13 protein-coding genes are annotated in these 14,346 nt (G+C 71.7%); 7 read left to right on the forward strand and 6 right to left on the reverse strand.

All coding sequences use genetic code 11. From position 1 onward, the window contains the following. The first annotated feature begins 41 nt into the window (after nucleotides 1–41). A complete protein-coding gene (locus tag ABT034_RS30525; RefSeq protein ID WP_351220310.1) occupies nucleotides 42–1,481 on the forward strand; it encodes a PepSY-associated TM helix domain-containing protein in 1,440 nt (479 codons plus the stop codon). On the opposite strand, the gene ABT034_RS30530 is transcribed toward ABT034_RS30525, so the two are convergent. The 4 genes from ABT034_RS30530 to ABT034_RS30545 all read right to left on the reverse strand — a co-directional run bounded on the left by ABT034_RS30530 (nucleotide 1,482) and on the right by ABT034_RS30545 (nucleotide 6,181). After that, nucleotides 1,482–2,045 (reverse strand): winged helix-turn-helix domain-containing protein, encoded by a 564-nt coding sequence (locus ABT034_RS30530; RefSeq protein ID WP_351220311.1) that lies wholly within the window; start codon nucleotides 2,043–2,045, stop codon nucleotides 1,482–1,484. A gap of 358 nt (nucleotides 2,046–2,403) precedes the next feature. Continuing rightward, on the reverse strand, nucleotides 2,404–3,435 hold the full coding sequence (gene glnII, locus ABT034_RS30535) for a glutamine synthetase (protein WP_351220312.1): 1,032 nt from the start codon (nucleotides 3,433–3,435) through the stop codon (nucleotides 2,404–2,406). Nucleotides 3,436–3,575: 140 nt separating this feature from the next. Continuing rightward, nucleotides 3,576–4,748, reverse strand: a complete 1,173-nt coding sequence (locus ABT034_RS30540) for an ARPP-2 domain-containing protein (RefSeq protein WP_351220313.1) — start codon at nucleotides 4,746–4,748, stop codon at nucleotides 3,576–3,578. After that, the gene (locus tag ABT034_RS30545) at nucleotides 4,745–6,181 is read right to left on the reverse strand and encodes a hypothetical protein (protein WP_351220314.1); all 1,437 of its coding nucleotides are present in this window, start codon (nucleotides 6,179–6,181) and stop codon (nucleotides 4,745–4,747) included. The genes ABT034_RS30540 and ABT034_RS30545 overlap by 4 nt, the downstream gene beginning before the upstream one ends. A gap of 253 nt (nucleotides 6,182–6,434) precedes the next feature. On the opposite strand from ABT034_RS30545, the gene ABT034_RS30550 reads away from it, so the two are divergent. Beyond that, nucleotides 6,435–7,352 (forward strand): Gfo/Idh/MocA family protein, encoded by a 918-nt coding sequence (locus tag ABT034_RS30550; protein WP_351220315.1) that lies wholly within the window; start codon nucleotides 6,435–6,437, stop codon nucleotides 7,350–7,352. Here ABT034_RS30550 and pdxR read toward each other — a convergent pair. Both pdxR and ABT034_RS30560 read right to left on the reverse strand, forming a co-directional pair. After that, nucleotides 7,349–8,743: a MocR-like pyridoxine biosynthesis transcription factor PdxR gene (pdxR, locus tag ABT034_RS30555; protein ID WP_351220316.1), complete on the reverse strand. Its 1,395-nt coding sequence runs from the start codon at nucleotides 8,741–8,743 to the stop codon at nucleotides 7,349–7,351. The genes ABT034_RS30550 and pdxR overlap by 4 nt on opposite strands. Nucleotides 8,744–8,757: 14 nt before the next feature. Next, on the reverse strand, nucleotides 8,758–9,117 hold the full coding sequence (locus tag ABT034_RS30560) for an arsenate reductase family protein (protein ID WP_351220317.1): 360 nt from the start codon (nucleotides 9,115–9,117) through the stop codon (nucleotides 8,758–8,760). A 147-nt stretch (nucleotides 9,118–9,264) separates the two neighbouring features. Here ABT034_RS30560 and ABT034_RS30565 point away from each other — a divergent pair, with 147 nt between their 5' ends. From ABT034_RS30565 to ABT034_RS30585, 5 genes are all read left to right on the forward strand, one after another. Beyond that, complete coding sequence (locus ABT034_RS30565; protein ID WP_351220318.1) at nucleotides 9,265–9,540, forward strand: hypothetical protein; 276 nt, start codon at nucleotides 9,265–9,267, stop codon at nucleotides 9,538–9,540. Nucleotides 9,541–9,684: 144 nt separating this feature from the next. Then, on the forward strand, nucleotides 9,685–10,380 hold the full coding sequence (locus ABT034_RS30570; RefSeq protein WP_351220319.1) for a Crp/Fnr family transcriptional regulator: 696 nt from the start codon (nucleotides 9,685–9,687) through the stop codon (nucleotides 10,378–10,380). 108 nt (nucleotides 10,381–10,488) lie between these two features. Then, nucleotides 10,489–11,394, forward strand: coding sequence for a hypothetical protein (locus tag ABT034_RS30575; protein WP_351220320.1), 906 nt, complete (start codon nucleotides 10,489–10,491; stop codon nucleotides 11,392–11,394). Then, nucleotides 11,391–13,472 carry a hypothetical protein gene (locus ABT034_RS30580; RefSeq protein WP_351220321.1) on the forward strand — a complete coding sequence of 694 codons (2,082 nt, stop codon included), beginning with the start codon at nucleotides 11,391–11,393 and terminating at the stop codon, nucleotides 13,470–13,472. The genes ABT034_RS30575 and ABT034_RS30580 overlap by 4 nt, the downstream gene beginning before the upstream one ends. After that, a complete protein-coding gene (locus ABT034_RS30585; RefSeq protein ID WP_351220322.1) occupies nucleotides 13,469–14,320 on the forward strand; it encodes a hypothetical protein in 852 nt (283 codons plus the stop codon). The genes ABT034_RS30580 and ABT034_RS30585 overlap by 4 nt, the downstream gene beginning before the upstream one ends. The last annotated feature ends 26 nt before the right edge of the window (nucleotides 14,321–14,346 follow it).

Consider the following 14,346-nt stretch of genomic DNA (forward strand, 5'->3'; position numbering starts at 1 on the left):
GGGGGTCCTTCCCCCTGTCTGCACCGAGTCCTAGGACAGTCATGACCATCGACGATCCCGCACGCCCGGAAACCCCCGAGGCGCCACCGTCGGAAGCCGCCCCCACCGCCGCAGCCACTCCCCAGAGGCCCGGAACCTGGAGCGCCCTGCGCCCCCTCGTTCTCCGCCTCCACTTCTACGCGGGCGTCCTCGTCGCCCCGTTCCTCCTCGTGGCCGCCGCCAGCGGCCTGCTCTACGCGCTCTCCTTCCCGGCCGAGAAGGTGGTGTACGCGCACGAGCTGGAGGTCCCCGTCGGCGAGACGACCCTGCCGCTGTCCCAGCAGGTGAACATCGCCCGCAAGGTCAACCCGAACGGCACCGTCACCGCCGTCTGGCCCGGCGCCGAACCCGGGGCGACCACCCGGGTCCTGATGGCCGACCCCGACGTCCCCGAGGAAACCTCGCTGGCCGTCTTCGTGAACCCGTACACCGGAGACGTACGCGGGCAGCTGCCCAGCTACGGCGGCTCCGGCGCACTCCCGCTGCGCACCTGGATCGACGGCCTGCACCGCGATCTGCACCTCGGCGACCTCGGCCGCAACTACAGCGAACTCGCCGCGAGCTGGCTCTGGGTCATCGCGCTCGGCGGCCTGCTGCTCTGGCTCGGCCGGCGCCGTGCGAACCGCCGCGCCCTGTTCGTCCCGGAGGGCGGCCCGGCCTCCCGCCGCCGCACCCTGTCCTGGCACGGCTCGGTCGGCCTGTGGGCGGTCACCGGGCTCGTCCTGCTCTCCGCGACGGGCCTGACCTGGTCGCGGTACGCGGGCGAGAACATCGGCGCGGTCCAGGACGGTCTCGGCGGCGCCACCCCCACGCTCACCGCGACCGTCGGCGGAGCGGCCGGCGGCTCCTCGGAGCACGAGGGCCACGGCGGATCCCACACCGGCAGCGGCGCCACCGCCCAGGGCCCGGACATAGGCCTCGACCGGGCGCTTGCGGCAGCCCGCGAGGCCGGCATCGACAGCCCGAGGATCTCGGTGGTCCTGCCCGCCGACGGCAAGGGGTACGTGGTCAAGGAGACCGACACGCAGTTCCCGCTCCAGCTGGACTCCGTCGCCGTGAACCCGGCCGACGGCGCCGTACTCGACCGGCTCGCCTTCGCCGACTACCCGCTGCTCGCGAAGCTCACCCGCATAGGCATCGACGCCCACACCGGCGTCTTCCTCGGCCTGTTCAACCAGTTGGCGCTCGCGGCCCTGGCGCTCGCCCTGATCCTGCTGATCCTCTGGGGCTACCGCATGTGGTGGCTACGCCGCCCGGGCCGCCCGGCGGCACGCGGGGCGTGGCGACGGGTCCCGGTGACCCTGCTGCTGCCCCTCGCGGCGGGCGCGGCGCTCGTGGCCTGGTTCGTCCCGCTGCTCGGCCTCAGCCTGCTGCTGTTCCTGGTGGCGGACCTCGCCCTGGGCGTGGCGTCCAGGCTTCGGGCGAGGTCTCGGACGAGCTGATCAGGGCGTGTACTTGTAGCCGACCCGCCGCACGGTCTGGATCGTGTGGCGGTGCTCGGCGCCCAGCTTGCGACGCAGCCGGGCCACGTGCACGTCGACCGTGCGCCCGTCGCCGACGTGCCCGTACCCCCACACGGTGGTGACCAACTGGTCGCGGGTGTGCACCCGGTGGGGGTGCGCCACGAGATGGGCGAGCAGCTCGAACTCCAGATAGGTGAGGTCGAGCGCCCGCCCGTCCACGACGGCGATCCGCCGGACGCCGTCGACGGCGACGGGCCCCTGGGCCTCCACCGGGGCGGCGGCGGGCTCCGGCGGCTGCTGATCGGCCGGTACGAGAACCAGGTACCCGACCATCGGCGGCCGCCCCGGCAGCGTCGGCAGGGTGTGCGGGGGAGCGGGCAGCCACGTGGCGCCGGGCGGCAGGAAGTCGGCGACCCGGGCGAAGTCGACGTCCTCGTCGGGGTCGACGGCGCGCAGCCGGTGCCGCCCCGGACGGACGGCCGTGAGGGAAGCACTCTGGGTGTGAGCGGCGGTGTGAGCGGTCGTGTGAGCGGTGGGTGCCATGGGAGATCAGCTCTTTCGCGCGGAGAAACGGACGGACAGGAGTCGTACGTCGTGCGCGTCGGCCGAAGGCCGTGGATCGGACCGTACCGATCGGGGCTTTAGAGGGCCGACGCGTTCCTCGCGCGGCAACACACCCGGTCGAAGTCGTGATGCTGCCGGGAAGGCCAGAACGGCTCGAGGTCGTGACGACCCGTCGCGCTGTCGTTCCGTGAGATGGCCATATCCCTATTCAACCAGAAGGGAATGCCGGTGAGCATCCCTCAACCGGGCGGAACCCGTGTCGTCCTGACCACATGACGGAAGGGGCGCCCACCGTGTGAAACGGTGGGCGCCCCTTCCGGAAGGAAGAACCGCGGGATCAGACCTGGCCGGCCTTCTCCAGGGCCTCGCAGCAGGTGTCCACCAGGAGGCGGGTCACCACGTACGGGTCCACGTTCGCGTTCGGGCGGCGGTCCTCGATGTAGCCCTTCTGGTCCTGCTCGACCTGCCACGGGATGCGGACCGAGGCGCCGCGGTCCGAGACGCCGTAGGAGTACTGGTCCCACGGGGCGGTCTCGTGCAGGCCGGTGAGGCGGTCGTCGATGCCGGCGCCGTAGTTCTTGACGTGGTCGAGCGGCTTCGAGCCCTCGCCCAGGGACTCGGCGGCGGTGATGATCGCGTCGTAGCCCTCGCGCATCGCCTTCGTGGAGAAGTTGGTGTGCGCTCCCGCGCCGTTCCAGTCGCCCTTCACCGGCTTCGGGTCCAGGGTCGCGGAGATCTTGAAGTCCTCGGCCGTGCGGTACAGCAGCCAGCGGGCCACCCACAGCTGGTCCGAGACCGTGAGGGGAGCCAGCGGACCGACCTGGAACTCCCACTGGCCCGGCATGACCTCGGCGTTGATGCCGGAGATGCCCAGACCCGCGGTGAGGCAGTTCTCCAGGTGCGCCTCGACGACGTCACGGCCGAAGATCTCGTCCGAGCCGACGCCGCAGTAGTAGCCGCCCTGCGCGGCGGGGAAGCCGCCGACGGGGAAGCCGAGCGGGCGGTCGCCCTCGAAGAAGGTGTACTCCTGCTCGATGCCGAAGATCGGCTCCTGCGCGGCGTACTTCGCGGCCACCTCGGCGAGCGCGGCACGCGTGTTGGACTCGTGCGGCGTCATGTCCGTGTTGAGGACCTCGCACAGCACCAGGATGTCGTCGCCGCCGCGGATCGGGTCCGGGCAGACGAAGACCGGCTTGAGGACGCGGTCCGAGGCGTGGCCCTTGGCCTGGTTCGTGCTGGAACCGTCGAAGCCCCAGATCGGCAGCTCGTCGAGCGCGGCGCCGCCGCCCACGATGATCTTCGTCTTCGAACGAAGCTTCGCGGTCGGCTCGGTGCCGTCGATCCAGATGTACTCAGCCTTGAAGGTCACGGGCCTCATCCTTTGGGCGTGCTGCTGCGGGAATCGCAACGGCTCGCGGCGCTGCGAGAAGCTGCGGTGTGTCTGTGTCCGGTCGCAGCTTCGCAACACGGGATTTCCCGTCGGTTGCCCGAATGTGAACCCCGTGTTACTCAGCTTTCCTGTTTTTCCCGCAGCCGCTGTGCGACGGTGTGCGCGTCCAGGAGCGCGTCGAGCCCCGCGCCCCTCACCCGCCGCACCACCTCGGCGTACGAGGTCCCGAGCGCCTCCGCGGTCCGCTCCAGATGCCAGTCGCAGGAGGCGAGCCGCTGGAGCAGATGGCCCTTCCGGATCTGGTTCTCGGAGAGCCGGAACGTCTTCAGATAGGCCGCCCGGCCCTTGCGGTCGGTGATCAGCTCCCCGATGTGCTGCTCCCGCCCGCCGCGCTGGAACGGCGGCAGGAACCGGTACAGGTCGAAAGGACCCGCCCGGTACACCCGCTCGAAGGCGTACGAGGTCTCCAGGAGGTCCCGCGCCATCAGCCCGTCGTGCGCCACTGCCCAGGCCCGCTCCTGCTCCCGGGCCGCCGCCCGCAGGTCGGCGAGGGTACGGATGCCGCCGGCCCCGTCCCGGATCCGCGCCGTGAACTCGGGCACGGGCCCGCCGTAGTACGCGTACTGGTGCACCAGCTCCCCGTACAGGTCCTCCACGAGCGTCGGATGCAGCAGGCGGTAGTCGTCCGGGTGCGGCGCCACGAAGGCGGCGGCCAGCGCGTCGGCCACGTACAGGAGCATCCCGCACTGCCCCGGGTGGAGCTCGAAGACCCGCAGCGCCTCCGCGAGCCCCGGCACCGTCCACCCCGCGTACGCCGCCTCGGCACGCGGCGAGAGCCCGTGCCGCAGCGCCTCGCGCGACCAGTCGTCCCAGACCACGGAAGGACCGCCGAAGTGCAGCGCGAGATAGCCCTCGAGAGCGAGGTGCAACGGCAGGAATCGCAGCCTCCGTTCCCCCTGGCGGCGCTTGGCCATCCGCTGGATCCGCCGCACGGGCACACAGGAGGGCGGCGCCCCGTCCCCGCCCAGCCGGGTCCCGTACGCGGCGGCCTCCCCGCCCGCAGCCGCGCCCGCCCCCGCCCCGGTCCCCGTCCAGTCGGCGACGAAACCGTGCGGGATGTACGAGGTGTAGGTGGTCCGGTCGGGCAGATCCACGGCCCCGAACCCCTCGTAGACCTCGCGGCTCAGCCGCAGCCCCGGCACCGGCTCGTCCCGCACCAGCGGCACGAGCCGCACCCCGCCCCACACCTGCGCCGGCCGCGCGTCAAGCCCGGTCAGATCGATCCGGGTCATCCCCCGGCCCCCTCTCCCGCCGATGTCCCGGCACCCTCTCCCGCCGCCGCCCCCAAGAACAGCTCCACCCGCCGGTCCAGATAGGCCCGCAGCTCCGCGAACCCCGTCCGTCCCTCGGCGAACTGCGCGATCTCCACGAGCGCCGCCAGATCCTCCGCGTCCCGGATCCCGGCGGCGGGCACGCTCGGGGCGAGCCGCCGTACGTCGAAACCCTCCGCGTCGTATACGGGGTTCAGGTGCGTCACGCTCGTCCGCCGCTCCGGATCGAGCCGTGTCCGCCACACCCGCAGCACCTCGCCCGCGAGCCCCGGCGGGGCGTTGTCCCAGCCGTCCGAGACGATCACCAGCCGGTCGGGGCCGCTGTCGAGGGCGTCGAGGATCCGCAGGCCCAGAGGAGTCGGCCCGTACGGCCGCACGAGCAGCGGATCGCTGCCGCCCGAGGTCCACAGCGGGGTGTACGCCCCCGGCGCCGCGAGGGCCTCCAGGAGGTAGTGGCAGCCGAGCGCCACGGCCAGCGGACGGCGCCGCTTCACCGCCGAACCCGAGGAGGAGAAGCTGTCGTCGAGGACGGCCGCGACCCGCCCCCAGCTCCCGGCGTACGGGCCCGCCGCGCGCCGGGCCGCCGCGCGCAGCGCACCCGTCAGCTCGGCCCGCCGCTCCACCCGATCGCCGAACGGCAACGAGAGGACGTACAGGGCGAGACGGGTCAGCGGCATGACGGACAGGTCGGCGGCCCGCTCCGTCCGGAGCTGTTCGAGGCGGGTCATGCGGGGCGCGATCCGCTCAAGGAACACCGCGCGCGGCACGCCGTGCTTCGCGGCGAACCCCTCCGCGACCGTGAACGGCAGCTCGTACAGCGCGCCCTGCTCGTAACGGGCCCGGCGGAACGCGTCGAGCGTCTGGTTCTCGTACCGGACCCGGCGGCCCGGCGCGAAGAGGAAGTCACCCGTCTCGGGGTCGGGCAGCCGCCCGTGGACGTGCCGCAGGGCGGCCTTCAGACCGCTCCGGTACTTCACCGCGTCCAGGGCCGGATCGGGGCGGGCCGCGAGCCACGCGCGCGTGATCGCGCGCGTGCGCCGGTTGTTGACCCCGGCCGAGCGCAGCGTGCGGAACAGCCGGTAGACCCGCTGCGGCGGGAGCAGCGCGAGCCGCGCGCCGATCAGCCGCCCCTCGGCCCGCTTCTCCTCGGCCCCGCCCGCCTCGTCGGCGGTGCGCAGCAGCTGCTCGACGATGAGAGCGGCGTTGTGGTGGTTGATGTCGAGCGCGAGGGCGGCGGCGTACACGGGCCGGTAGTTGACCCGTACGTACTCGTGGACGAAGCGGAGCGAGAAGTGCTGCGCGGCGGCGGTGGAACGGAACTCGCGCTGACCGGTGGCGGTCACGGCGGCGTTCACGAAGAGGAGCACGTCCTCGGCGGCGACGAGCTCGGACAAGGCTCTCCCCTTCTTGTGGGTGCCGGCCGGGGAATGAGGGCACGAACAGCGAAGACGTTGCTTCAGAGGCAGGTTCCGGAAGTCGCACCGGAGTCCCGCGGCCGGCCCGGAAACGCTAACACCGGACGGGGGGTGGGCCGCCAGCGGGTTTCGGCGGGGAAGGGAGGGCAGGCGGCGCGAGTCAGGCGGCAACGACAGGCGGGAAACGGCAGGCGGGGACCGGGTTGTCACTGCCACCCGGCAGACTGGGGGCATGGCGAAGCACCTGGGCGCGAAGCCCCGTATCGGACTTCTCGGCACCGGCCCCTGGGCCGGCCGCACGCACGCGCCCGCGCTCGCCCGGCATCCGGGGATCGAGTTCAGCGGGGTGTGGGGCAGACGCCCCGAGGCGGCGGCCGCGCTCGCCGCCGCGTCCGGCACGCGCGCGTACGACGACGTGGACGCACTCTTCGCGGCCAGCGACGCCGTCGCCCTCGCGCTCCCGCCGGACGTACAGGCCCCGCTGGCGGTACGGGCCGCGGAGGCCGGGTGCCACGTCCTCCTCGACAAGCCGGTCGCGACGACGGTCGCCGGGGCGCGCGAGGTGGCCGAGGCGGTCGGGGCGGCGGGGGTCGCCTCGGTGGTCTTCTGCACGCTGCGGTTCGCGGAGCCGACGGCCCGCTGGATCGAGGAACAGGCGGCGGCCGGCGGCTGGTTCCTCGGCGAGGCACACTGGCTTGGCTCGCTCTACGGGCGGGGCTCCGCGAGCGCGTACGCGGACTCCCCGTGGCGGCGGGAGAAGGGCGGCTTGTGGGACGTGGGCCCGCACGTCCTCTCGGTCTACCTGCCGGTCCTCGGCGACGTCACGGCGATCACCGCGGTGCCAGGCCCTGACGACACCCACCACCTGGTCCTGCGGCACACCTCCGGCGCGAGCAGCACCGCCACGCTCACCCTCAGCGCCCCACCGGAGGCGGCGGAGGCGGCCCTCACGCTGTACGGCAGCGGGGGCAGAGCCGAACTGCCCCGCTGGGACGGCGCGGTGGACGCCTTCGGCGCGGCCGTGGACGCCCTCGTCACGGCGGCCCGCACAGGACGACCCCACGCGTGCGACGCCCGCTTCGGCCTGCGCCTGACGGAGATCCTGACGGAGGCGGAGAGGGCGGCGGCGGGAGGCGCGACCGCGCGCTAGGTCCCGTCCCGCAGCCCATCCCGCAGCGCGTCGCACAAGGCGTCGAGGGCCGCCCCGTACAGCCGTTCCGGCGGGGTGGCGTAGCCGACGACGAGGCCGTCCGGGTGGGTCGGGGCAGGGGCCTCGGGGTGGCGGTAGGAGGCGAGGCCCTCGACGGCGACCCCGTGCCGGGCCGCCGCGTCGAGCGCGGCTGCCTCCGTGCCGGGGGGCAGCTTGAGGACGGCGTGCAATCCGGCGGCGATCCCCGTCACCCGTACCCCCGGCACCCGCTCCGCGAGCGCCGCCGTCAGCCGGTCGCGCCGCCCCCGGTGCCGCTGCCGCATCCGCCGGACGTGCCGGTCGTACGCGCCGCAGGCGAGGAAGTCCGCGAGGGTGAGCTGGTCCGTCGCGGAGGCGTACGGCTCGCGCTCGCCCTTGGCCGCGACGACCCCGTCGACGAGCGCCGAGGGCAGGCACATCCAGCCGATCCGGAGGGCGGGGGAGAGGCTCTTGCTGACGGAGCCGATGAAGACGGTCCGTTCGGGGTCGAGGCCCTGGACGGCGCCGACCGGCCGCCGGTCGTAGCGGAACTCCCCGTCGTAGTCGTCCTCGACGACCAGGCCACCGGAGGCCCGCGCCCACTCCAGGACGCCGGTCCTGCGCTCGGGGTGCAGCGGCCCCCCTGTGGGGAACTGGTGGGCGGGGGTGAGCAGCACCGCGCCCGCGTGGCGGGGGATCTCCCCGACCCGCGCCCCGTCCTCGTCGACGGCCACCGGCACCGTGGAGACGCCGGCCCCGGCAAGGAGCCCGCGGTGGAAGGGCAGCCCGTAGGCCTCGACCGCCCAGGGGGCAGCCGTACCGAGCAGGGGCGCGAGCAGCCGCAGGGCGTGCGCGGCGCCCGAGCAGATCACGATCCGGTCCGGGGAGGTCCGCACGCCCCGCACCCGCGCGAGGTATTCGACGAGGGCCCGGCGCAGTTCGATCCGGCCCTGCGGGTCGCCGATCCCGAAGGCCTCGTGCGGTGCGTCCGTCAGGGCCCGCCGGGCCGCCGCGAGCCAGGCCGCGCGGGGGAAGGCGCCGGGGTCGGGCTTGCCCTGGACGAGGTCGTACGGGAGCGGCGGCGGCGAGGCGGGCCGCACGGGCCCGGGGGCGGGCGCGGCGACCCGGTCGGCGACGCGGGTCCCGGAGCCCTGCCGGGAGGTGAGCCAGCCTTCGGCGACCAGCTCGGCGTACGCGTCGGCGACGGTGTTCCGGGCGACTCCGAGGTCGGCGGCGAGCGCCCGGTAGGGCGGCAGCCGGGTCCCGGGGGCGAGCCGCCCGCCGCGCACGGCGTCGCGCAGGGCCCCGATGAGCGCGGCCCGCCGCCCGCCGCCGGCGCCGAGTTCCAGATGCAGATCGTTGCCGAGCACCATGTCGTCGCTCCGTGTCAGCGGGACAGCGCGTCCCGCACGGCCTCCTCGGACCGGCCGACGACGGCGGTACCGTCCTCGGCGGTGATGATGGGCCGCTGGATCAGCTTGGGGTGCGCGGAGAGCGCCTCGATCCACCGGTCGCGGTTGTCTGCGTCCCGGGGCCACTCCTTCACCCCGAGCTCCTTGGCGACGGCCTCCTGGGTCCGGGTGATGTCCCACGGTTCGAGCCCGAGCCGCTCGAGCACGCGCGAGATCTCCTCCGGCGAGGGCACGTCCTCCAGATAGCGCCGCACGGTGTAGTCGGCGCCCTCGGCGTCGAGAAGGGTGAGGGCGCTGCGGCACTTGGAACAGGCGGGATTGATCCAGATCTCCATGCGCACCACGGTACCCGCCAAACCTTCCTCCGCGACCCCTCAAACCCTGTCTGGCCAGGGGCGATTGTCAGTGGGGGCCACTAGAATGGGGGGTGAAGGTGAGGGTCCCGGGGAGGGCCCCCACCACCGTTCGCCAGGAGGTAGCCCATGGCTCTCGCCGTGATCCGGACGCCGTCCATCGAACCCTGGAAGCCCCTCCAGAGGAAGCCCCTTCCCGCGGGCCGCCCCCGCGAGTGGTACGTCACGCACAACCGGCGCCTGAAGGCCATGCGCCTCGCGATCGCCCTCCTCGACGCCGGCGTCTACGTCCCGTCGAAGGCCACGAACACGACGATACGCACCACGGCCACCCAACTCGGCATCCACCCGCCCTCGGACACGACCTGCCGCATGGTCCGCACGTTCATCCGCTACGGACGCTGAGGGGACCAGAAGTCGCGGAGGGGCCGCCGTCCTGGGAGCCCGGGCCAGTGGCTCCTCCGCCTTATTGTCGATGCAACCACACGTATCAAGCCATCGAGAGCGAACCACCGGAGGGAGGCAGTCCCCCAGAGATAGAACCGCGTTATGACGGTGGACTCCCGAAAAGTTCCAGGTTGTGGCCAGCGCCTGTCCCCGGACGTGTGGCAGGAGCTGTGCGGCCTCGGCGTGGAACGACGGTTCCGGGCCGGCAGCACCATATTGCGTCAGGGCGCACTAGGAACCCACCTGCTGGCGCTCACCGATGGGCTGGTCAAGGTCGTAAGACGCGAGGAGAGCGGGGAATCCACATTGCTCGCCTTCCGTGGCCCCGGTGACTTGCTGGGTGAGGTGGCCGTCTTCGATCACCAGGTACGGATCGCCGATGTCATCGCACTGCGGCCCTGCAAGGCTGTGACGCTGGAAGCCGAGAGGTTCCGCGCCTTCGTGGAGCGCCGGGGCCTGGTCATGGAGCTGATGCAGCAGACCCTTGCCCGCCTCCGTGAGTCCGACCTGAGACATGCCGAACTGCAGCGGCTTTCCATCCCTACACGTCTGGCCCGGTCGCTCGTGCGTCTGGCAGACCTCATGGGACCCGTACCGGTCAGTGACGACGGGCCGTTGCGGCTGACAGGGCTGACCCAGGAAGAGCTTGCCCAGGCCATCGGTGTCACCCGGAATGCCATTGTCGGCAGTCTCCACGAACTGCGTCAGGCCGGAGCGGTGGACACGGCACGGCGGGTGATCACGATCCGCGACATGGACACGCTCCGTAGCTGGGCGGCCGGGACCAAGAAGTTGTGATGGTCACCACCTCCCAGGCGCACAGCGCTGGGCATTCGGTGAGCGCGTCTCCGGCGAGGCTTGCGGCAGGCCGCGGACCTGCGGTCCCTGCTTCCTTGGAGGTCGCCCATGTCCCAGCAGCTACCTGCACCATGGACCGAGAGTCGTCCCCTGCCGCCCTACAAGGCTGTGCTGGCCGTCGATGCCAAGGACTTCACCGGCCTCCCGGCGGTTCTGCACGCTCCCGTCAGCCAGATGATTCCCGAGCTCGTCGACCAGGCCCTGGTCAAGGCTGGGCTGACTGATGTGCAGCACGACAAGAGGTTTCCCGCCAGCACGGGGGACGGCATCGTCTTCGGGTTCGATCCGACGCACCTGCCCTTCGTCATCTGGCCGTTCCTGAACGTACTGGATGAGGTGCTGGCTCAGTACAACGCGCTGTCGGTCGGCCCCCGCATCCGTCTGCGGGCCAGCGTGCACGTCGGCCCGCTGCCGGACGAGGGCCGACCGAGTGACGGCAACGGAACGCCCCGCAACGACACCCACCGGCTGCTGGACTCCCGGCCGGTCAAGGCGGTGTTGGCCTCGTCCAGCGAGCAGACCACTCATCTGGCGGCGATCCTCTCGGACCGGGTGTACGAGGACGCGGTGCTGGGTGGCTACGCGGGCCTGCACCCGGACCGGTGCATCGAGGTGCCCGCCACGGTCGAAGGGAAGCCGTTCGCACAGCGGGCCTGGCTGTTCATCCCCTCCCCCTCCGCCAGCCTCTTCCGAGCGGGCGTGCTGGACTCCGACCCGCCGCGCGAGTCCGACGAGACGACCGGGTCGTCCGCCAGTTCCGGCGAGCAAGTGGGGAGGAGCTATCACGGCAACACGCAGGAGGTCCGCGAGGGCATGGCCGTCATGGGCGACGTGGGCGGCGGTGTCAGCTATCAGGGCGGTGCCACGCACAACAACGCCACCAACCAGCACTGGGGCGGCGGGGACAACGTCTCGGGCACCAAGAACACCGGCGCGTCCGGGGACCAGCGGTGACCGCCGGATCGGGGTGGGCTCCTGACGAAGCAGCCGAAGTGGCCCGCCCACAGGCGGTCGAAGCCTCGGAGCGGGCTGCGGAACCCGCGCCGGGCGGACAGACAACGTATGACGACAACCGGCAGCGGGTGGGAAACGGGGTCGGGGTCATGGGAGTTGTCCACGGCTCCGTCAACCACACCAACAACTACTACGCGGTCGTCGACGACGAAGCAGACGGAAAGATCACCAAGCCACGCTTCCGCGAGGGCCCCTATCCGGCAGAGGAGGTCGGCGACCGTCTGCGTGGCTTTGTCGAGACGCAGTCCTATGCCCCTTGCAAGGAAGCCCTCCTCGGCCGTCGAGTGCTGCTGCTGCGTGGCGAGTCCGGCAGCGGCACCAGTACGGCCGCGTTTGCTCTGGTCCAAGATGTCACCGGGAAGGGCCGGGTCATCGGTCTCGACTCGTCCACCGACCTGACCAGTTGGTCACCATCGACGTCGGGCGGGTACGTGGTCCAGGGCATCGCGCCGGAAGCAGGGGGACGCCTCGACGAAGTGGCTTTCAACCAGCTCACCGATCATCTCCGTGTCAAGGACGCGTATCTGATCGTTGTCGTGAACCGGATGACCGCACTGCCGCGAGCGGCCGCTCCCTGGTGCCGAGATCACTACGCACCATCGCCCCGCGACGTGGCGCGGGCGCGCCTGAAGGCCCTGGCAGACGAGGGAGCGCTCAGCGCGGAAGAGCTGAGGAAAGCGGTCGGAGCCCTGGAGCTCTTTCCGTTCAAGGACTATCTGGAGGCGGGGAGGCGTCCGATCGCCGGCGTCGAGGTGGCCGAGGAGCTGCGGGAGTACGCGGCAAACGGCCGGACGCCCGAGGCTGCGGCTGTCAATCTCCGCGTCGGTACGGCCGAGGCGGCAGGGGAACTGCTGGCGGGTGTGCGGCACAGCGTGGGCGACCTGGCGTTGACCGCGGCCATCGCTCTGCTCGAGGAACAGGACCGCTCGGTCGTGGAGCGGTCCGCCACCCTCCTGAGACCGCTGCTCGAGGCACGCGTCACGCGGACGCTACCCGTGGCGGTGAGTGATGACCTGCTGGGCCGTGACATCGACGCGCGTCTAGCGAAGGTGCAGGCCCGGCTGCTACCCCGGACCGCCGGGGTGGTGCGCGGCCGCCGGTACTGGATCGAGCCGGTGGCCTTTCGGGGCAGGCACCTGGGTGAGGAGGTCCTCCGGCGGCTGTGGCTCGACTACGAGGGCTTCTCGGACGTCTTGATGACGTGGGTGCGAGAGTTGCCGTACGAGCCTGGAGTGGACAGGGTCGCGGGTCAGCGTATCGGGCAGGTGCTCTGTCAGGCATCAGGTTCCCATGTCCTGCAGCAGCTCGCCGGGTTCGCCCACTCCTCTGTCGGGTGGCACCGGCGACTCGCTGCCCATGCGCTGGGTGAACTCGTCCAGAATGTGGTGCTCTCCGCCGCTGTCCGGGCCCAGCTGAGTCAGTGGAGCCGCGCCAAGGGGACACAGGTGCGGTGCACGGTGGCGGAGTCCTGCGCCGGCAGTCTGGGGCTGGCCATGCCTGACTTCGCTCTTCGCCGGCTCCACACGATCTTGGACGACAAGGGCGACTCGCTCGACGACGACATCTACAAAGCAGTCTCCGGCGCGCTCGGCGTGATGCTTACCGAGGAGGCGAACAGGAGACGCATCTTCGTCCGCCTCACCGCCTGGCTGGCTGAGCCGCGTGGCACCGCCCGCCACGCCTACGCGGTCCGAGCGGTTCACAGTCTCTGCTCCGGAGGGTTCCCCTCGATCATCAGGGCTGGTATCCGAAAGGTGACACTGGCGGAGTTGTTCGCCGACACGTGGGAGTCCCTCGTGCCCCTGGTCTTGGGGGCGCTGGACGACGAGCAGCTGCACGAACCGATGAAGGCGGCGCTTGCGACATTGGAACGCTCTCTGGGACCCGACGGCGATACGCGGATGGAAAGTTTCATCGGAGCACTGGCAGAGGCATCCGGCGGAAGCCGCGGCCTGCGCCGGCTCTTCCTCGCCCGCCTGCGTGACTCCTCTGTTCGGGCACGGCAGTTGGCGCGATGATCGACACTCTCGTGGAACCGCTGACCGCCTCCCCGCTGCGCAGTCTGCTCCGTCTCCGGCTCGGCACCCGGGTCGACCGCGCGCTGGTGTTTCTCGCGGCTGGGGAGGAACCGCGCGTAGCCCGTCCGAAGCGCGATGAGACGTGCCCCTACCGGGCCCCACGCCTGACCTCGGTGGGGCGCAGAGGCTTCGATCAAGCCTACTGGGTGTCCCTGGTGGAGCGCGATGCCGTGGTGGACCTCCAGGACCGTCGGTCGGACACGTGGGCCGGAGGGTCGACGCGAGCCTCCGTCACCTGGAGGGTTGTGGACCCCGTCGTCGTCACCAGGGAGCGTCTGTCGGCGCGGGAAGTACCGCCGTGGATCGCCCACGATGCCGCCAGGCAGAACCTGCGGGCCGGCACGGACCACGGGGAGTTCGAGATTCCGGAGGTGGGCATCTCGTACCGGTTCGGGCGATCGGTGCCGGTGGCTGCCCCCCAACTCTCGCAGACCCCCGACACGCCGTCCGGCTGGGGCGAAGAGCGACGGGAGGCCTATCGCTTCTACCGCGAGGCGGTGGCCCAGGGCCCGTACAGCCTTGCCGGGCTCTGGTTGCTGCACCATCCGGACCAGGCACGGGAGGTTCTCGACTGGACTGTGCAGAACCGGAGCATTCTCAGCGACCAGGCTGAATGGGAACGGTCGCTCGTGGCGCTGTTGCGGGGATTGACCCCGGAGGACCGTGGCTTCATCGGGGTCAAGATGGCCGAACTCCTCAGCGGAATGGGCGTACCCCAGGCCGACGAGACGCTGCGGCGCGTGCAGTCCGCACAACGACGTCCAGGGCGTGGTTCGGCGACCTCGTGAACCGTTCTCGCGACGAGCGGCCTGAG

It is taken from the genome of Streptomyces sp. NPDC002773, from assembly GCF_040295605.1.
Lineage (GTDB): Bacteria > Actinomycetota > Actinomycetes > Streptomycetales > Streptomycetaceae > Streptomyces.